The following is an 18,369-nucleotide window of genomic DNA, read 5'->3' on the forward strand; positions in this document are numbered from 1 at the left end:
GGCGGCGGGACTAGACTTTCGACAATCCGCCGCCGCAGCAAGGAGACAGCGTGGCACAGCAGCTTCACGTCGAGCTCGTAGCCGTCGAGGAGAAGGTCTGGTCGGGCGAGGCCGAGATGGTCGTCGCCCGGACGACCGAGGGTGAGCTGGGTGTGCTGCCCGGGCACGCGCCCCTGCTCGGCCAGCTCGCGGAGCCCAGCCAGGTCCGCATCAAGCAGGTCGGCGGCCAGCAGGTCGCGTACGACATCGCCGGCGGCTTCCTGTCGGTGACCGGTGAGGGCGTCACCGTCCTCGCCGAGAGCGCCTCCCCGGCCACCCCCGCGCGCTGAGCCGACCCGCCGATGGAGATCGTGGAAGGGATCGGAATCGGCTTTGCGGTGGTCGTCGCCGCGATCCTGATCCTCTTCATCCGGCGGGCCCTGGTCACCCGTAGCGGAGGCATCATCCGGCTCGGCGTCCGGGTCACCACGGTGCTCGACGGCCGGGGCTGGTCGCCCGGCTTCGGCCGCTTCGTCGGCGACGAGCTCCGGTGGTACCGGATGTTCAGCTTCGCCCTGCGACCCAAGCGGGTGCTCTCCCGCAAGGAGCTGGTGGTGGAGCGACGGCGCCTGCCCGAGGGGCAGGAGCGTCTCTCGATGCCCGCCGACTGGGTGATCCTCCGGTGTACCAGCCACCACGCTCCGGTCGAGATCGCCATGGCGCGGTCCACCGTCACCGGATTCCTCAGCTGGTTGGAGGCCGCCCCGCCCGGGGCGGCCTCGCCGCGTGTGGCCTCCCAGGACTGGCCCGCGGCCTGATCTTCCGGCTCCCCGGAAACACCTCACGTATCCGGCTCCGTCAGACGCTTCTCACCTTGCGCCGTTACCGGGTTCGGTGGAGGCGACCAGTTCCACCTCGTAGCCGTGGTTGTCGGTGAGGTAGGCGGCGTAGGTGTCCGGGCCGCCGGCGTGCGGGTGGCGGTCCGGGAAGAGCAGCGCCCAGCCGTGCGCGGGCGCGGCCGCGACCAGCCGGTCCACCGCGGCGGGCGGACCGGCGTGGAACGCGAGGTGGTTGAGCCCGGGGGCGAGCCGGTCGTGCGCCCGCCCCGACAGCGCGGGGGACTCCTCCAGCACCAGGTACGTCGGGCCGAGCCGCCAGGACCGGCCGGCGGGCCAGTCCTGGTACGGCGTCCAGCCCAGCTCGCCCAGCAACCAGCCCCAGCTGACCCGGGCGGCGTCGAGGTCGGGCACCCAGACCTCGACGTGGTGCAGCGCGCCGACGCTCAGCGCTTACCGCCCGGCACCCATAGCACATCTCCGTTCGGATTTGCCGTTCTTGACAGGATGAACAGCAGGTCGGAGAGGCGGTTGAGATACTTTGCCGGAAGGGAGCTGGTGCGATCCGGGTCGTGCGCGACCAGTGCCCAGGCGGCCCGTTCGGCGCGCCGGGCGACCGTCCGTGCCACGTGCAGCAGCGCCGCGCCAGCGGTGCCGCCGGGGAGGATGAAGGAGTCGAGCTTGCTCAGGCGTGCGTTGTATTCGTCGCACCAGCCCTCGAGGCGCTCCACGTACTCCTCGGTGACCCGCAGCGGCGGGTACGCCGGATCCGGCTCGACCGGGGTGGCCAGATCGGCGCCGACGTCGAACATGTCGTTCTGGATCGACCCCAGCACCGCCCGGAGCTCCTCGTCGAGCTGCCCCAGGGCGAGCGCCACGCCGATCGCGGCGTTGCACTCGTCGACGTCCGCGTACGCGGCGATCCGCGGGTCGGTCTTCGGCACCTGCTCGTTGTTGCTCAGCCTGGTCATGCCGGCGTCGCCGGCCTTGGTGTAGATGCGCGTGAGGTGGACGGCCATGACGCACAGCCTACGGATACCGGACCTGACGATCCCGGCACGGCCGGACCCTGCCTGCGGCTGGCCGGGCGGAGCGGGGGCCGGTGACGCCGTCGACCAGGCGGTCAACGACGTCGACGTCATCCGGGTCGGCGGCGACGCCCGGCTGGCCGGCACGGTGCACGTGGTCGGCGCCAAGAACTCCGCGCTCAAGCTGATGGCGGCCGCGCTGCTCGCCCCGGGGCGCAGCGTGATCACCAACGTCCCCCGGATCACCGACATCGCGATCATGGGGGAGGTGCTGCGCCGGCTCGGCTGCGGCGTGCGGTTCGAGGCGGACGATCCGGTGGACCCGATGGTCGCCCGGGGTGGGGCCGCCCGGTCCCGCTCGGTCGTCATCGACGTCCCGGAGCGGCCCGGCGTGGAGGCCGACTACGACCTCGTCCGCCGGCTGCGCGCGTCGATCTGCGTGCTGGGCCCGCTGCTGGCCCGGCGCGGGCACGTCCGGGTGGCCCACCCGGGCGGGGACGCGATCGGCTCCCGGGGGCTGGACATGCACATCTCCGGGCTGACCCGGATGGGCGCGGACATCTCCGGTGAGCACGGCTTCGTCATCGCGTCGGCTCCCGACGGCCTGCACGGCGCGGAGATCGTGCTGGACTTTCCCAGCGTGGGGGCGACCGAGAACCTGGTGATGGCGGCGGTGCTGGCCCGCGGCGTGACGGTGATCGACAACGCGGCCCGGGAGCCGGAGATCGTCGACATCTGCACGATGGCCAACCAGATGGGCGCGCGGATCTCCGGCGCGGGCACCTCCACCCTGCGGATCGTCGGGGTGCCCGAGCTGCACCCGGTGCGGCACGCCACGGTGGGGGACCGGATCGTCGCCGGCACCTGGGCGTTCGGTGCCGCGATGACCCGGGGGGACGTCACCGTCACCGGCGTGGACCCGGCCTACCTGGAGGTCGCGCTGGACAAGCTGGTCTCGGCCGGCGCGCTGGTGGAAACCCGCGGCGACGCCTTCCGGGTACGCGCCGACGACCGGCCCGCCGCGGTCGACGTGGTCACCCTGCCGTACCCGGGCTTCGCCACCGACCTGCTGCCGATGGCGATCGGCCTGGCCGCGGTGAGCGACGGCGCCTCCCTGATCACCGAGAACATCTTCGACGGCCGGTTCATGTTCGCCAACGAGATGATGCGGCTGGGAGCGGACATCAAGACCGACGGCCACCACGCGGTGGTACGCGGCCGCGACCGCCTCTCCGGCGCCCCGGTACGCGCCACCGACATCCGGGCCGGCGCGGGTCTGATCATCGCGGGGCTCTGCGCCGAGGGGGTCACCGAGGTCTCCCACGTGTACCACGTCGACCGGGGCTATCCGGACTTCGTGGCCGACCTGCGGGCGCTCGGTGTGCGGGTGGAGCGGGGGACCGCGCCGGAGGCCCCGGACCTCACCATCTGACCGGCCCCGCCGCCGCGGCCGGGGCCTTAGCCGTCGTTCAGGCTCGCCGACTAGGGTGCAGACAGACACTCATTCGCAGCGAGGGAGAAGCAGATGGCGGGTCGACTCGCGGTCGTCGGTGCCGGGCTGATGGGTTCGGGCATCGCCCAGGTGGCGGCGCAGGCGGGCTGGCAGGTGACGCTGCGCGACCTGGACGACGCGGCCACCAAGCGGGGCGTCGACGGCATCCGGAAGTCGCTGGAGAAGTTCGCCGAGAAGGGCCGGATCGACGCGTCCGAGGTCGAGGCGACGCTGGGCCGGATCACCCCCACCACCGACCTGGAGGCGGTCGCCGACGCGGACATCGTGGTCGAGGCGGTCTTCGAGCGGCTGGAGATCAAGCACGAGGTGTTCCGCGCGCTGGACAAGATCTGCAAGGCCGACGCGGTGCTGGCCACCAACACCTCGGCCATCCCGGTCACCCAGATCGCGGCGGTGACCGAGCGGCCGGAGGCGGTCGTCGGCACCCACTTCTTCTCGCCGGTGCCGATGATGAAGCTCTGCGAGCTGGTCCGGGGCTACAAGACCAGCGACGAGACGCTGGCGACGGTGAAGGCGTTCGCCGAGGGGATCGGCAAGACGGTCGTGGTGGTCAACCGGGACATCGCCGGTTTCGTCACCACCCGCCTGATCGCGGCGCTGGTCGTCGAGGCGGTCAAGCTGGTCGAGTCCGGCGTGGTGTCGGCCGAGGACCTGGACACCGCCTGCAAGCTCGGTTTCGGCCACGCCATGGGTCCGCTGGCCACCACCGACCTGACCGGCGTGGACGTCCTGCTGCACGCCTCGAAGAACATCTACACCGACACCGCCGACGAGAAGTTCTTCCCGCCGGAGCTGCTCCAGCGTATGGTCACCGCCGGCGACCTGGGCCGCAAGACCGGCAAGGGCTTCTACACGTACTGAGCCGACATCGGCGCCGGGCGCCGGCGGCGCTCGAACCGCCCAGGGCGGTTCGAGCGCCGCCGGCGCCTGCGTCCTGCACCGCCGGCGTGCTCACGCCAGTGGCGCCGGTACCGCCGGGCCGGCTTCGGGTGCGGTCCGTCGTAACCCCGAGGTGAGCGCGACGGTGGCGGCCAGCGACGCCCCGGCCAGCAGCGCGACGGCGAAGTACGCCGGGACCAGGTCCGCGACGGTGCCGGCGAGCGCGGCGCACACCGCCTGCCCGGCCAGCATGCCGTTGTGGTGCAGGCCGAGTACCTGGCCGCGGGCCTCGGGTGGCGAGTGGGCGATCAGCCGCTCCTGCAACGGCAGCCCGGCGGCGAAGCCGACCGAGGCGACCAGTGCGACGACCATGGCCAGGGGTAGCGGCGGCGACACCAGGAAGACCAGATAGGGGACTGCGAGCAGCAACCGCAGTGCGGGAATCCACCGCTCCCGGCGGGCCCCGGTCAGGAACCGCCCCACCACCACGTCCCCGGTCAGCATGCCGAGGGCGGCAGCGGCGAACAGGAAGCCGGCGCGGTCACCGGCGTACGGGACGAAGAGCGCCTCGCACCCGACGATCAGACCGCCGGGTACCCACAGGTTCAGGAAGAGCGACCGGCGGCCCGGGTCCGCCCAGAGCTCCCTGTTCACCCGGACGGTGCGCGCGATGGTCGTCCGCTCGGTGACCCGGACCGGGCGTTCGGAGAGCCCGAACCAGCCCACCGCGGCGGCGACCGCCCGGAGCACCGCGGCGAGCAGGAACACCTGGTACGGGCTCAGCCAGACGAGCAGGGCGCCGGCCAGCCCGAACCCGGCGATCTGCATCACCCCGACGCTCGTGTTCATGGTGGCCCGGGCCAGTACGTAGGCGTTGGCCGGCAGGATGTCGGTGAGCAGCGCCCACCGGGCCCCACCGGTGATCGAGCCGACGTACGCGCTGACGAAGATGATCGTGAAGCGGGCCCACAGTGGCAGCCCGGGCACGGCCTGCACCGCCGCTCCGGCGGTGACCAGCACCGCGGCGAGGGTCAGCGCCCGGCGGGGCGGCAGGCTGTCCGCGGCCGACAGCAACGTCAGGCTGCCGAGGACGCCGGCCAGCGGTGCGCCGAACATGCTCAGCGCGGTGAGCAGCGCCGAGCCGGTCGACGCGTAGGTCAATGCGCCCAGCGCCAGCGCCGACGTGGTGTGCGCCGCGATCCCCGCGCAGTTGGCCAGGAACAGGTTGCGGAACTCACGGGAGGCGAACAGGTCTGCGTACGTTCTCACGGGCACGATCGTGCGGGGCGCCGGGTGGATCTCGTAGAGTTACGTCTGGAGGCGAAACGTGGGCGTCTGGCAGGTGCCGTCGGATCTCCTCGCGCGCAGCCGCTTCACGGTCTCGCCGATGGTCGACACGACGGCCGCGCTGCGCACGCTGTACAACCCGCGTACCCCCTGGCAGCGTGCCTGGCGGGAGCCGCACACCGAGGCCTTCCGACGGATGCTGGCCGCCAGGCCCGTGGCGCGGGCGCTGCTGCCCGCGTCGTTCAATCCCCGGTGGACCGCGGACTTCTTCACCATCGCGCCCTCCTCGCCGGAACCGACGTTCGCGGCGGAGCTGACGGCCGTCGCGCGGTTGTCCGACGAGCAGATCCGAGCCGACCTGCGGGCCACCCGTCCAGAGCCGCTCGCCGCCGAGCTGCTGGCGGACGGTCTCGCCGGTCAGGTGGTGGAACTCCTCGACTGGGTCTGGACGCAGACCGTCGAGCCGGAGTGGCCGGAGCGGGAACGCCGGTTACGGGCGGACATCGTCGCCCGCACCGCCGCTCTGAGCGCGGGCGGCTGGGCCGGGGTCTTCGCCGACCTCAATCGCGACATGCGCTGGCTGGGCGGCGGCCGTCTCCAGATCAACGACTACCTGGAGCCGCCGCTGTCGCTGGACGAGGCCGAGGAGTTGTTCTTCCTCCCGGCGCACTGCCGTCGGGGCTGGGTCGTGTGGGACAAGCCGACCCGGTTCGGGATGGTGTATCCGGCGCGCGGGATCCTGGTCGATCCCACCTCACCGGCACCCGACGGGCTCGTCCGGCTGATCGGCGCGAACCGGGCCAACATCCTCGCGAGGCTGGACACGCCGCTGAGCACCACCCAGCTCGTCGTGGTGACCGGGCTGTCCCTCGGGACGGTGAGCGACCACCTGCGGGTGCTGCTGGACGCGGGCGCCGTCAGCAAGCGGCGGTCCGGGCGCGAGGTGCTCTACTGGCGTACGCCGCTCGGCACGGCGCTCGCCGCCGGCGGGTGAGCGGGCCCGGCGGTGCCGGGCCCGCTGCGCCGGTTCAGCCGTCGCGCTTGGTGGTCCAGCGGAAGGTGGTCAGGCAGAGCACCAGGCCGATCAGGCACCACGCGGCGAGCACCAGGGCGACCCGGCCCAGTTCGAAGGAGCCGCCCGGCTCCTGGGCGCCGAAGGTCTCCGGCAGGAAGACCGCCCGCAGCCCCTGGCACATCCACTTGAGCGGGAAGAGCGCGGCGACCTGCTGCATCCAGGTGGGCAGCTCGGTGAAGACGAAGAACACCCCGGAGATGAACTGGAGCACCAGGGCGACCGGGGTGACCACGGCGGAGCCGCTGCGCGCGGTGCGGGCCAGCGAGGAGATGGCGATGCCGCACAGGGTGCAGGCGGTCACCCCGAGCACGGAGACCCAGCCGAAGGTGAACCACTTCGCGGCGGTGCCGGGCAGGTCGAGGTCGAACAGCGTCACGGCGACGGCCAGCAGCAGCGCGGTCTCCGCGACGCCGATCGCCACCACCATGATCACCTTGCCGGCGAACCAGACCCACTTCGGCATCGGCGTGCCCCGGTAGCGCTTGAGCACCCCCCGGTCGCGCTCGATGGGGATCCAGATGCCCAGGTTCTGGAAGCTCACGGTCATCAGCCCGGTCGCGATCATGCCGGTGATGAAGTACTGGGTGTACTTCACCCCGCCGCCGATGGTGCCGTCGAAGATCGCCGCGAAGATCAGGATCATGATGATCGGGAAGCCCATCGTGAAGACGACGGACTCCCGGCTGCGCAGGAACTGGGTGATCTCCAGCCGGCCCTGCCGCAGCGCGAGGGCACCGGGCCCCATCCGCCGGCCACCGGTGGCGGCGACCGGGGCCGCCGGCTTCGTCGTGGTCGTCATGACTGTCCGATCATCCGCAGGTAGACGTCTTCCAGGGTCGGCCGGGTCACGGTCAGGCCGGGGACCTCGCCGCCGAAGCGCGCGGCCAGCTCCGCCACCAGCGCCGTCGGCGTCGCGCTCTGCGCGGTCTGCGGCGTCCCGTCCGGGGTACGCCAGGAGACGGTCGCCAGGGCCTCCTGCCGGTTGCCCAGCCGGTTCGGCGGGGCCACCTCGACCAGCCGGCCGCCGGCGATCACCCCGACCCGGTCGGCGAGCGACTCGGCCTCGTCCAGGTAGTGGGTGGTCAGCACGATGGTGGTGCCGGCCGCCGCCAGGTCCCGGATCAGCTCCCAGAACTCCCGCCGGGCCTCCGGGTCGAAGCCGGTGGTCGGCTCGTCGAGGAAGAGCAGCTCGGGGCGGCCGATGATGCCCAGCGCCACGTCGAGCCGGCGCTTCTGCCCGCCGGAGAGGGTGTGCGTGCGAGCCTTGGCCTTGCCGGCCAGGCCGACCCGCTCGACGACCTTGTCCGGGTCGTCGGCGTCCGGGTAGAAGCCGGAGAAGTGCCGGACCACCTCGGCCACGGTCAGCTCGTCGAACTCGCCGGTGCCCTGGAGCACGATGCCGACCCGGGACCGCCAGTGCGCCTCCGGACGGGCCGGATCGCTGCCCAGCACCGAGACCTCGCCGGCGTCGCGCTGCCGGTAGCCCTCGAGGATCTCCACGGTGGTGGTCTTGCCCGCGCCGTTCGGGCCGAGCAGGGCGAACACCTCGCCGCGCCGGACGTCGAGGTCGACCCCCGCCACCGCGACGGTGTCGCCGTACGCCTTGCGCAGTCCCCGTACGGAGATCGCGAGCTCGTCATCCATGACGTCCAGTGTGCGACCTGGGACGCCGTCCCGGCCGGCCGGGGTGTGGTGGTGTCGGCCATGTCGCGTCGGCCGTGCCCGGTGGTCCGCTCCATGGACCTGTGTGGTTTTCCACAGCCCGTTTTACTGAACGGTAACTTAAACTCCGGCCATGGACGAGAAGGCACTCCCGGGCCGGCTGCCGGAGCGCGACCGCCCCTGGGTGATGCGCACGTACGCCGGGCACTCCTCCGCCGCGGCCACCAACGCGCTCTTCCGGCGCAACCTGGCCAAGGGTCAGACCGGTCTGTCGGTCGCCTTCGACCTGCCGACCCAGACCGGGTACGACCCGGACCACGAACTGGCCGCCGGTGAGGTTGGCCGGGTCGGGGTGCCGGTGGCCCACCTGGGCGACATGCGGGCGCTCTTCGACGGCATCCCGCTCGCCGAGATGAACACCTCGATGACCATCAACGCGCCGGCGATGTGGCTGCTCGCCCTCTACGGCACGGTCGGCGCGGAGCAGGGCGCCGAGCTGTCGCGCTGCGCGGGGACGACGCAGAACGACATCATCAAGGAGTACCTGTCCCGCGGGACGTACATCTTCCCGCCGGCGGCGTCGCTGCGGCTGACCGCCGACGTCATCGCGTACACGCTGCGCGAGATGCCGCGCTGGAACCCGACGAACATCTGCTCGTACCACCTCCAGGAGGCCGGCGCGACGCCGGTGCAGGAGGTCGGCTTCGCGCTGGCCACCGCCGTCGCCGTGCTGGACGCGGTCCGCGACTCCGGCCAGGTGCCCGCCGAGCGGATGGGCGACGTGGTCCAGCGGATCTCGTTCTTCGTCAACGCCGGGGTGCGCTTCGTCGAGGAGATCGCCAAGATGCGCGCCTTCGGCGCGCTCTGGGACGAGATCACCCGCGAGCGCTACGGCGTCGAGAACCCCAAGCAGCGCCGCTTCCGCTACGGCGTGCAGGTCAACTCGCTCGGCCTGACCGAGGCGCAGCCGGAGAACAACATCCAGCGCATCGTGCTGGAGATGCTCGGCGTCACCTTCTCCCGGGACGCCCGGGCCCGTGCGGTGCAGCTGCCCGCCTGGAACGAGGCGCTCGGCCTGCCTCGGCCGTGGGACCAGCAGTGGTCGTTGCGGATGCAGCAGGTGCTCGCGTACGAGTCGGACCTGCTGGAGTACCCGGACCTCTTCGAGGGCTCGCACGTGATGACCGCGCTGGTCGACGAGATCGTCACCGGTGCGCGCGTCGAGCTGGAGAAGGTGCTGGAGATGGGCGGCGTGGTGGCCGCCGTGGAGACCGGCTACCTCAAGAGCGCGCTGGTCGCCTCGCTGGCCGACCGGCGCCGCCGGATCGAGTCCGGCGCCGACGTGGTGGTGGGCGTCAACCGGTTCACCGAGACCGAGGCGTCGCCGCTGACCGCGGCCGGCGCCGAAGCCGTCGAGCAGGTCGACCCGGCGGTCGAGGCGGCCGCCACCGCCTCCGTACGCGAATGGCGGGCCGGCCGGGACGACGCGGCGGTCGACGCGGCACTGGCCCGGCTCCGGGCGGACGCCGCGACCACGACGAACCTGATGCCGGCGACGCTGGAGTGCGTGCGGGCCGGGGTGACCACCGGCGAGTGGGCCGGCGCGCTGCGCCAGGTCTTCGGGGAGTACCGGGCGCCGACCGGGCTGACCGGCGCGGCCGGGGTCGGCGGGGACGCCACCCTCGTCGCGGTCCGGGAGCGGGTCGCCGCCACCGCCAGCGAGCTGGGCAGCGGCCGGCTGCGGCTGCTGGTCGGCAAGCCCGGCCTGGACGGGCACTCCAACGGCGCCGAGCAGATCGCGGTACGCGCCCGGGACGCCGGCTTCGAGGTGGTCTACCAGGGCATCCGGCTGACCGCCGGGCAGATCGTCGCCGCCGCCGTCGAGGAGGACGTGGACCTGGTCGGCCTCTCGGTGCTCTCCGGCTCGCACCTGGCGGCCGTGCCGGCGGTGCTGGACGGGCTGCGCGCGGCCGGGCGCGCTGACCTGCCGGTGGTCGTCGGCGGCATCATCCCCGCCGGGGACGCCGAGGCGCTGCGCGCCGCCGGGGTCGCCCGGGTCTTCACCCCGAAGGACTTCGCCCTGACCGGGATCATCGACGAACTGGTCGGCGTGATCCGCCAGGCCAACGGCCTCACCGCCTGACCACGGCCCACCGCCCGCGCGACCGCCCGGTCGCGCGGGCTCACACGGTCTGCGGCTGGTACGTCACGCAGTCGGCCATGTCCTGGTCCGGGGCGACGGTGATCGCCGGGGCGTGGCACTCCAGCTCCGAGTTGTGCCGGCAGTCCGACCGGCTGCACGCGCCCACCTGGGCGATGAGCTGCTCGATTCCGCCTCGCACCGGCATCTCGACGAAGGTGTGGCAGTGGGCGTGGTCGCTGCTGCCGACGGTGATGGCGAAGGCGTGGCAGTCGTTGGTGCGGTTGTAGGCGCAGGACGCGACGGTGCACTCCTGCACCCGGGGCATCTCGATCGATGCGGTCATGACGGCCTCCCTCTCGACTCCTGTACCGATGGTAGGCATTTGCCCGACTTCGGCGCGGAGTTCGGCGGGACCGTCACCCGCACAGGCGCCAGGCCCCGTCCTCCTTGACCAGCGTCAACACCTGGGTGCTCGCGCCGCCGGTCTCCGTCGTCAGCCGCACGGTGGCGGTGCCCCGGACCCGGCCGTTGGTGTTGTTGACCGTCAACCCGGCGACGTCGTAGTCGACCAGGCGCGGCTCGGCCTCCCACCGCCGGCGGAACTCGGCCAGCGACGTCCGCTCCCGCTCCTCACGGCAGAGCAGGCCGTACGCCCGCTGGTGGTCGCCGCTCCGGATGGCGTCCAGGTAGCTCGTGGTGGCCTCCCGGACCGGCCCGACCGCCTCCTTCGCCGCGCCGTAGACGAAGAAGCCGCCGACCGCGCCGCCGAGGCAGCAGAGTGCCAGCACCGCGCCCACCACGATCAGGACGATCCGCAGGGTACGGCGATTGTCGCGCGGGGGCACCGGGATCGGCTGGTACGTCATGGCCGCAGGCTAGGCGGGTCGTGCAAACCCGCCGCCCGCGCTCCGGCTCACCGGCCGAGCACCTCGGAGAGCGGGGCCGGTTCCAGACCTCGCTCGGCCAGCCCGGCCAGGATGCGGGGCAGCGCCTCGTCGGTCATCGCCGCGTTCGCCTCGGTGACGTGCAGGATGATCACCGAACCGGGCCGGACCTGGCTCAGCACCGCCCGGACGATCGGCTGCCAGGCGGTGGCGAACGGGTCGCCGCTGACCACGTCACCGTCCACCACGGTCAGTCCGAGCGGTGCCAGCTCGGCCAGCGCCGTCCGGTCGTGGCAGAGGCCGGGGAAGCGGAAGTAGCGGGTCTGCCGGCCGCCGTACCGGCCGATCACCTCGAAGGTCCGCGCCACGTCCCGGGTCATCTCCCGCCGGGGCAGCGGCGTCAGGTGGTAGCAGCGCGGGGTGAACGCCGCGTGCCCGTAGGTGTGGTTGGCCAGCTCGAAGCGCGGGTTGGCGGCCAGCCGGCGGGTCAGCTCCGGGTAGTCCTCGACCCACTTGCCGGTGAGGAAGAAGGTGGCCGGCACCCGCTCCCGCTCCAGCAGCTCGACGATGGCCAGGTTCGCGTACGAGGGCGGGTGCGGCCCGCGCAACTGCCGGCGCATGGTGTCGGTCATGTCGGCGTCGAAGGTGAGCGCCACCTTGTTGCCGGTACGCGGACCGTGGTCGACCACCGGCGGCAGCGTGCCCGGTGGCGTCGCTCCGGGCAGCCCATCGTTGCCGGGCTGCCCGCTCTGCACGGGGAGCCCACTCTGCCCGGGGGTCGGCGGTACGGCGGTCCCGCCCACCGTGGCGGGTCCGTTGCCGGCCGGCGCCTTCAGCACGACGGCCCGTACCGGGGCCGGGTGGGGCGTGGGACCGACGAGGAGCGCGACGACGGCGGCCAGCGCGAGGGTGGCGGCGGTGAGCAGGACGCGGGAGTTCTTCGCGAGCACCGGGTGATCATGGCAGTGGGTGCGGTGTCGTGGTGGCCCCCGAACGGCCCCTTCCGCCTGGCGGCCGGTCCGTCGGGGATCTGTCGCCCGCACCCGCGCTTCGGCCCGGCCACCGGCCGCGCGGTGTGCGACGTGCCCCAGGTGGTCGCACGGCGGGGCTAACCAGGTGTGGTGTCGGCGGGGAAGCGCTCGTGCCCCAGCACGGCGAGCAGCCGCAGCTTCTCGTCGCCCTCGCTGCGCGGTGGCGCGGTGAGCACGAGCAGCGCCTGGGACCGGTCCTCGGTGAACAGGACCTGGCAGTCCAGCTCGATCGCGCCGAGTTCGGGGTGGATGAGCGTCTTGTGGTCGGCGAAGCGCTGCGCGACCTCGTGCCGCTCCCACAGCTCGGCGAACTCCGGGCTCGCCTTCTGCAGCGCCCGCACCAGCTCACCGGCGCGGGACCGCGGGCCCATCGACCCGTACGCGGCGCGCAGGTTGGCGACCTGGGCGCGGCTCTGCCGGGGGCGGTCGTCCTCCGGGTAGCGCAGCCGCTCGGCCGGGTCGGTGAACCACCGGTAGATCTCGCTGCGGGCGAGGCCCGTGTGGCCCGACCGGTCCCCGAAGAGGGCTTCGGCCATCCGGTTCTGCACGAGGGTCTCGCCGAGGTTGGACAGGATGAGCGCCGGGGTGTCGTCGAGCCGGTCCAGCACGCGCAGCAGCGCCGGGGCGACGTGCGTCGCCGTCGTCACCCCCGCCGGGGCGTTCTGTCCCGCCACCCGGAACAGGTAGTCGCGCTCACCGGTCGTCAGCCGCAGCGCCCGGGCCAGCGCGGCGAGCATCTGCGGGCTCGGCTGCGGGCCGCGCTGCTGCTCCAGCCGGGTGTAGTAGTCGGTCGACATGGCGGCCAGGGCGGCCACCTCCTCGCGCCGCAGGCCCGGCGCGCGCCGCCGCGCGCCGGCTGCCAGCCCGACGTCCCCGGGCTGCAGCGCCTCCCGGCGGCGGCGGAGGAAGTCGGCCAGGGCTGCACGGTCCATGATCCGAGTATCCGCCTGCCACCGGGACGAACCAGGGATTGCCGATCCCCCGATGAGCGCTCTCTTCATCCACCTCGGCGGACCGGCGAAGGTGGGTGCATGAACATCTCCGGAAACACCGTCTTCATTCCCGGCTCCACCAGCGGGATCGGCCTCGCCCTCGCCCTCGAACTGCAGGCCAGGGGGAACACCGTCATCGTCGGCGGCCGCCGCACCGATCTGCTGAAGGAGATCGCCGCCGAGCACCCGGGCATCGACACGGTCACGATCGACACGGCGGACCCGGCGAGCATCGCTTCGGCCGCGCGGGAGGTGCTGGCGAGGCACCCGGACCTCAACGTCCTCGTCACCATGGCCGGCATCATGCGCGTCGAGGACTGGCACCAGCCCGAGACGTTCCTCGGCTCCGCCGAGGCCGTGGTGAACACCAACGTGCTCGGCCCGATCCGGCTCATCGCCGCGTTCATCGAGCACCTGCGGGCGCAGCCGGATGCCACGATCATGACGGTCTCGTCGGGCCTCGCGTTCGCGCCGCTCAAGGTCACCCCGAGCTACAACGCGTCCAAGGCCGCGATCCACATGCTCAGCGAGTCGATCCGGCTGCAGCTCGCCGACACGACCGTGAAGGTCGTGGAGCTCGAACCGCCGGCCGTGCGGACCTCGCTGCTGCCCGGGCAGGAGAACAGCGAGTTCGCGGTGCCGCTGGACGAGTTCGTGGCGGAGGTGGTCGGGCTGCTGGAGGCGCAGCCCGAGGCGAAGGAGATCCAGGTCGAGCGGGTCAAGTTCCTCCGGTACGGCGAGGCGCGCGGCGACTACGACCAGGTGGTCGAGACGCTGAACGCGGCCGACCCGCACGGGAAGTAGCGTCGCCGGGGCGTTCCTCTCCCGGTCCTGGCCTGCTCGCCGCGACTTCGGTACCTGCCGGTCCAAGCGGGGCCTGCGGGCCGGGACCCTTCCGGCCCGGCTCGGTGTGCCTGGATGTCCGGTTCCCGCCCGGATCACCGGGTCCGGATGTCCGGCTCCGGTGCGGCATCCGCGTGCCGGATGTCCGGTTACCTGGTCCGCTGGCGTGCCCCGATGTCCGGGTCTGGGCAGGCCGGTGGCGGTCGTCCCGTGACCGGCGGCACCCTGGCGGCGGAATGGTGGCCGGGCCGGGGTCGTTACATCACCTGGACGACCGCAGCAGCACCCGCTGGCCTGGCCCGAACGCGTGGCCGGCCCGGGATGCGGGGCCCCGGAATGATGGTGGGCCGCGGGTCGTTGCACATGGACCCGGCGCCGAGCCCCCGCTCGTGAAGCCTGCCGGACAGAAGACTTCCCCCCTTGTGTGTGAGCGCCTGCTAGTGGTGCTTACGCCGCCTGTCATGTCGATCCCCCGGTCGACCGGCGGCGTCAACCCCCTGAAGGAGCTTCCCCCATGAACACCACCATTCTGCGTAAGAGCGTTCTGGGTATCGCTGGTCTGGCCTTCGCCGGTGGCGTCTTCGCCGGCCCGGTCACCGAGGCTCACGCCGCTCCGGCGGTGGACGCCAAGGCCGTTGCCGTGGTGCAGGCCGACAAGAGCAAGCTGATCCCGCACGGCGTGCAGGGCAAGCAGTCGCACATCGACCTGGACAGCGAGCAGACGAAAAACGTGAAGGCGATCATCGCGGCGACGAAGAAGTCGGGCATGGACGAGCGGGCCGCCGTGGTCGCGATCGCGACCAGCCTGCAGGAGTCGAAGCTGGAGAACCTGGGTCACCTGGGTGCCCGTAACGACCACGACTCGCAGGGCCTGTTCCAGCAGCGCCCGTCCAGCGGTTGGGGCACGGTTGAGCAGATCACCGACCCGGAGTACTCCACGATGGCGTTCCTGAAGGGTCTGAAGCAGGTCGACGGTTGGAAGGACATGCCGCTGACCAAGGCCGCGCAGACCGTGCAGGTCTCGGCCTACCCGGACCACTACGCCCAGTGGGAGAAGCAGGCCGCCGACCTGGTCGCCAAGCACTGGAACAGCTGACCGCATCTGAACACTCACGCTGGCCGGCACCCCCGAGCGGGGTGCCGGCCAGCGGCATATCCACCCCGTCCGACCGAATCTTGGACACTTACCGTTCGAGTGGGGCGCGGCCCACCGCGCGGGAAGGGGTGGGCGGGGGTGTGGGCGTACCCGGGGTCAGACGCGGAAGCCGGCGGCGCGGGCCGCCTGGCGCTCCCGGCGGCGGTCGGAGCGGCGGCGCAGGAACCAGAAGAGGAAGGCCACCAGCCCCAGCAGGAAGGCCAGCACCAGCACCGGCAGGACGATTGCCACCAGGGACATGACCACGCTGGTCGCGTCCTCGGCGGTGCTGGCCACCGGCGCGCCGAAGCCCGCGGTGGTGGCGTTGACGACCGGCCGGGCGGCCGACTTCAGCAGGTGCACGCCGAGCGCGATGACGACGCCGCTCACCACCGGCACCCACTGGTGGGACGAGAAGAAGCTCCCGGGGTCGCTGACCGTCACGGTCTCCGAACTGGCGCCGGCGCCGAACGCCAGGCCGCCGGCGGTCGGGCGGACGACGGTCTGCACCAGGTCGTTGACGTGGTCGACCACCGGCACCTTGTCGGCGACGACCTCGACGGCGAGCAGCACCGCCAGGATCAGCACGACCCAGCCGTTGCCCAGCCACTGCCAGCCGCTCGGCAGCTCGATCAGGTCGGTGTAACGGGCGAGCAATCCCATGATGATCAGGGGGATGTAGGCGTTCAGGCCGGCCGATGCGGCCAGGCCGGTACCCGTGAGAACTTCGAACACCATCTCAGCATCGCACCGGCACGCCAGAGCCGCTCGGTGGCGAAGGTCCGGTTCTCGGCTACCCTCACCGGGTGCGGCTGGTGATTGCGAAGTGCTCGGTGGACTATGTCGGACGGCTCTCGGCTCACCTGCCGCTGGCCACGCGGTTGCTGATGGTCAAGGCGGACGGCTCCGTGTCGATCCACGCCGACGACCGGGCGTACAAGCCGCTGAACTGGATGAGCCCGCCCTGCCGGCTCGAGGAGGCCCCGGGCGTCTGGCGGGTGGTCAACAAGGCCGGCGAGGAGCTGCGGATCACCCTGGAGGAGATCTTCCAGGACACCTCGTACGAGCTGGGTGTCGACCCGGGCCTGCGCAAGGACGGCGTCGAGGCGCACCTGCAGGAGCTGCTCGCCGCCAACCCGGAGACCCTCGGCGAGGGCTTCACCCTGGTCCGGCGCGAGTACATGACCGCCATCGGCCCGGTCGACCTGCTCTGCCGGGACGCCAACTCCGGCGCGGTGGCCGTCGAGGTGAAGCGGCGCGGCGAGATCGACGGCGTGGAGCAGCTCACCCGCTACCTGGAGCTGATGAACCGCGACCCGCTGCTCGCCCCGGTATCCGGCGTCTTCGCCGCGCAGGAGATCAAGCCGCAGGCCCGCGTGCTCGCCACCGACCGGGGGATCCGGTGCGTGGTGGTCGACTACGACAAGCTGCGCGGCATCGAACGCGACGAGCTGACCCTCTTCTGACCCGCCGCCCGCTCAGCGCCGGCCGTACATCACCTTGGCGGCCTTGACCAGGCGCGCCACGTCGGCGGGGGTCCGCTCGAAGGTCATCGAGGGCAGCAGCGACCGGGCCCGCCGTCGGGTGATCGACTTGGCCCGGCCGAACTCGCGCAGCCCATCCTCGCCGTGGATCCGCCCGAAGCCGGAGTCACCCACCCCGCCGAACGGCAGCGTGGACATGCCGGCGAAGGTGAGCGCCGAGTTGACCGAGGCCATCCCCGAGCGCAGCCGCCGGGCGATCGCCACCGCCCGCTTGCGACCGAAGACCGAACCCCCCAGGCCGTACGACAGCGCGTTGGCCCGGCGTACGGCCTCGTCGGCGTCGCTCACCCGGCTGATCGTCAGCGTCGGGCCGAAGGTCTCCTCGCGGACGGCGGCCGAGGTCTCGGGGACGTCCACCAGCACCGTCGGGTGCACGTACGGCGGCTGGACCGCGCCCGGCCCGCCGAGCACGGCGCGGCCGCCGGCGGCGACGGCGTCGTCGATGTGCCGCCGGATCACGTCGAGCTGGCTGGGCATGGTGATCGGGCCGATGTCGGCGCCCTCCGCGCCCACGGTCAGCCGGCCGGCGCGGGCGACCACCTTGTCGACGAAGGCGTCGTAGACCGGCTCGACGGCGTAGACCCGCTCGATGCCGATGCAGGTCTGGCCCGCGTTGGTCAGCGCGCCCCAGACGCACGCCTCGGCGGCGGCATCCAGGTCGGCGTCGGCGTCCACGATCATCGCGTCCTTGCCACCGGCCTCCAGCAGCACCGGGGTGAGCGACTCGGCGCAGGCCGCCATCACCTTCTTGGCGGTGGCGGTCGAGCCGGTGAAGGCCAGCTTGCCCACGCCCGAGCGGCACAGTGCCGCGCCGACGTCGCCGAGACCGTGCACCGCGGTCAGCACCGGCTGCTCCGGCACCACCTCGGCGAAGGCGTCCACCAGCCACTGCCCGACGGCCGGGGTGTACTCGCTGGGCTTGAGCACGACGGCGTTGCCGGCGGCGAGGGCGTACGCGGTGGAGCCGATCGGGGTGAAGACCGGATAGTTCCACGGGCCGATCACCCCGACCACCCCGTACGGCTGGTATTCGAGGTGGCCGGAGAACTCGGCCAGGATCAGCCGCGAGCGGACCCGGCGCGGCCCCAGCACCCGGCGGGCGTTGCGGGCGGCCCAGTCGATGTGCTCGATCGCGGTGAGGATCTCGACGATGGCGTCGGCGACCGGCTTGCCGCCCTCGACGTGCACCAGCTCCGCCAGCTCCTCGATCCGCCGGGCGAGCAGGCCGCGCCAGCGCAGCAGCCGCTCCCGGCGCCCGGTGAAGCCCAGACCGGCCCACCACTCGCCGGCGGCCCGGGCCCGCTCGACCGCGCGGGCGACGTCGTCGGGGGTGGCCACGGGGAAGCGGCCGGCTTCGGCGCCCGTCGCGGGGCTCGTCGAGACCAGCCGATCGCCCTCGATGACCGGGGTGCCGGGGACATGGACAGCCGTCATGGCGGAAGTCTAGACCCGGAGATTACCCACCGGTAGGGGTGACCGGAGGGTCCCCGGCGGCCCGTCCCGGATCGGCCGTCCCCGCGTGCCGCCGGCCCGCTGCC

At 72.5% G+C, this 18,369-nt stretch carries 20 protein-coding genes; 9 read left to right on the plus strand and 11 right to left on the minus strand.

The annotated features are described in order from the left end of the window. The first annotated feature begins 50 nt into the window (after positions 1-50). Both FHX75_RS22250 and FHX75_RS22255 read left to right on the plus strand, forming a co-directional pair. A complete protein-coding gene (locus FHX75_RS22250) occupies positions 51-329 on the plus strand; it encodes a F0F1 ATP synthase subunit epsilon (RefSeq protein WP_154942281.1) in 279 nt (92 codons plus the stop codon). A 12-nt stretch (positions 330-341) separates the two neighbouring features. Further along, positions 342-797: a DUF2550 domain-containing protein gene (locus FHX75_RS22255; RefSeq protein WP_154942282.1), complete on the plus strand. Its 456-nt coding sequence runs from the start codon at positions 342-344 to the stop codon at positions 795-797. A 51-nt stretch (positions 798-848) separates the two neighbouring features. Here the strand turns inward: FHX75_RS22255 and FHX75_RS22260 are convergent, their stop codons facing one another. Both FHX75_RS22260 and FHX75_RS22265 read right to left on the minus strand, forming a co-directional pair. Beyond that, positions 849-1,265 carry a VOC family protein gene (locus tag FHX75_RS22260; RefSeq protein ID WP_154942283.1) on the minus strand — a complete coding sequence of 139 codons (417 nt, stop codon included), beginning with the start codon at positions 1,263-1,265 and terminating at the stop codon, positions 849-851. Next, complete coding sequence (locus FHX75_RS22265; protein WP_088960578.1) at positions 1,262-1,834, minus strand: cob(I)yrinic acid a,c-diamide adenosyltransferase; 573 nt, start codon at positions 1,832-1,834, stop codon at positions 1,262-1,264. Before FHX75_RS22265 ends, FHX75_RS22260 begins: the two co-directional genes overlap by 4 nt. Here FHX75_RS22265 and murA point away from each other — a divergent pair. Then, the gene (gene murA / locus FHX75_RS22270; RefSeq protein WP_154942284.1) at positions 1,833-3,275 is read left to right on the plus strand and encodes a UDP-N-acetylglucosamine 1-carboxyvinyltransferase; all 1,443 of its coding nucleotides are present in this window, start codon (positions 1,833-1,835) and stop codon (positions 3,273-3,275) included. The genes FHX75_RS22265 and murA overlap by 2 nt on opposite strands. Before the next feature lie 93 nt (positions 3,276-3,368). After that, complete coding sequence (locus FHX75_RS22275) at positions 3,369-4,217, plus strand: 3-hydroxyacyl-CoA dehydrogenase family protein (protein ID WP_154942285.1); 849 nt, start codon at positions 3,369-3,371, stop codon at positions 4,215-4,217. Between the two features lie 90 nt (positions 4,218-4,307). Here the strand turns inward: FHX75_RS22275 and FHX75_RS22280 are convergent, their stop codons facing one another. Next, complete coding sequence (locus FHX75_RS22280) at positions 4,308-5,504, minus strand: MFS transporter (RefSeq protein ID WP_154942286.1); 1,197 nt, start codon at positions 5,502-5,504, stop codon at positions 4,308-4,310. 118 nt (positions 5,505-5,622) lie between these two features. On the opposite strand from FHX75_RS22280, the gene FHX75_RS22285 reads away from it, so the two are divergent. Continuing rightward, complete coding sequence (locus tag FHX75_RS22285) at positions 5,623-6,516, plus strand: helix-turn-helix domain-containing protein (RefSeq protein ID WP_246158464.1); 894 nt, start codon at positions 5,623-5,625, stop codon at positions 6,514-6,516. Between the two features lie 34 nt (positions 6,517-6,550). On the opposite strand, the gene FHX75_RS22290 is transcribed toward FHX75_RS22285, so the two are convergent. Continuing rightward, entirely contained in the window at positions 6,551-7,396 is an 846-nt protein-coding gene (locus FHX75_RS22290) for an ABC transporter permease (protein ID WP_154942288.1), read from the minus strand. Beyond that, a complete protein-coding gene (locus FHX75_RS22295) occupies positions 7,393-8,241 on the minus strand; it encodes an ABC transporter ATP-binding protein (protein ID WP_154942289.1) in 849 nt (282 codons plus the stop codon). Before FHX75_RS22295 ends, FHX75_RS22290 begins: the two co-directional genes overlap by 4 nt. 151 nt (positions 8,242-8,392) lie before the next feature. On the opposite strand from FHX75_RS22295, the gene FHX75_RS22300 reads away from it, so the two are divergent. Next, positions 8,393-10,402: a protein meaA gene (locus FHX75_RS22300; RefSeq protein WP_154942290.1), complete on the plus strand. Its 2,010-nt coding sequence runs from the start codon at positions 8,393-8,395 to the stop codon at positions 10,400-10,402. A gap of 40 nt (positions 10,403-10,442) precedes the next feature. On the opposite strand, the gene FHX75_RS22305 is transcribed toward FHX75_RS22300, so the two are convergent. The 4 genes from FHX75_RS22305 to FHX75_RS22320 form a co-directional block, all read right to left on the minus strand. Next, on the minus strand, positions 10,443-10,745 hold the full coding sequence (locus tag FHX75_RS22305; RefSeq protein WP_154942291.1) for a DUF1540 domain-containing protein: 303 nt from the start codon (positions 10,743-10,745) through the stop codon (positions 10,443-10,445). Between the two features lie 73 nt (positions 10,746-10,818). Further along, positions 10,819-11,268, minus strand: coding sequence for an Rv0361 family membrane protein (locus tag FHX75_RS22310; protein WP_154942292.1), 450 nt, complete (start codon positions 11,266-11,268; stop codon positions 10,819-10,821). Between the two features lie 47 nt (positions 11,269-11,315). After that, positions 11,316-12,236 carry a polysaccharide deacetylase family protein gene (locus FHX75_RS22315; protein WP_246158470.1) on the minus strand — a complete coding sequence of 307 codons (921 nt, stop codon included), beginning with the start codon at positions 12,234-12,236 and terminating at the stop codon, positions 11,316-11,318. Between the two features lie 158 nt (positions 12,237-12,394). Next, a complete protein-coding gene (locus FHX75_RS22320; protein ID WP_154942293.1) occupies positions 12,395-13,249 on the minus strand; it encodes a helix-turn-helix transcriptional regulator in 855 nt (284 codons plus the stop codon). A gap of 99 nt (positions 13,250-13,348) precedes the next feature. Here FHX75_RS22320 and FHX75_RS22325 point away from each other — a divergent pair, with 99 nt between their 5' ends. Next, positions 13,349-14,113: an SDR family oxidoreductase gene (locus FHX75_RS22325; RefSeq protein ID WP_154942294.1), complete on the plus strand. Its 765-nt coding sequence runs from the start codon at positions 13,349-13,351 to the stop codon at positions 14,111-14,113. Between the two features lie 553 nt (positions 14,114-14,666). Beyond that, positions 14,667-15,248 carry a hypothetical protein gene (locus FHX75_RS22330; protein ID WP_154942295.1) on the plus strand — a complete coding sequence of 194 codons (582 nt, stop codon included), beginning with the start codon at positions 14,667-14,669 and terminating at the stop codon, positions 15,246-15,248. 156 nt (positions 15,249-15,404) lie between these two features. Here FHX75_RS22330 and FHX75_RS22335 read toward each other — a convergent pair whose 3' ends face one another. Next, positions 15,405-16,022 carry a DUF4126 domain-containing protein gene (locus tag FHX75_RS22335; protein WP_154942718.1) on the minus strand — a complete coding sequence of 206 codons (618 nt, stop codon included), beginning with the start codon at positions 16,020-16,022 and terminating at the stop codon, positions 15,405-15,407. Positions 16,023-16,093: 71 nt separating this feature from the next. Between FHX75_RS22335 and nucS the strand changes: the two genes are divergently transcribed. Next, positions 16,094-16,753, plus strand: a complete 660-nt coding sequence (nucS, locus tag FHX75_RS22340) for an endonuclease NucS (RefSeq protein WP_088964445.1) — start codon at positions 16,094-16,096, stop codon at positions 16,751-16,753. Between the two features lie 12 nt (positions 16,754-16,765). Here the strand turns inward: nucS and FHX75_RS22345 are convergent, their stop codons facing one another. Beyond that, positions 16,766-18,265: an aldehyde dehydrogenase family protein gene (locus FHX75_RS22345; protein ID WP_154942296.1), complete on the minus strand. Its 1,500-nt coding sequence runs from the start codon at positions 18,263-18,265 to the stop codon at positions 16,766-16,768. Between the last annotated feature and the right edge of the window lie 104 nt (positions 18,266-18,369).

The sequence above is a fragment of the Micromonospora palomenae genome, from assembly GCF_007829925.1.
Classification (GTDB): Bacteria; Actinomycetota; Actinomycetes; order Mycobacteriales; family Micromonosporaceae; genus Micromonospora; species Micromonospora purpureochromogenes.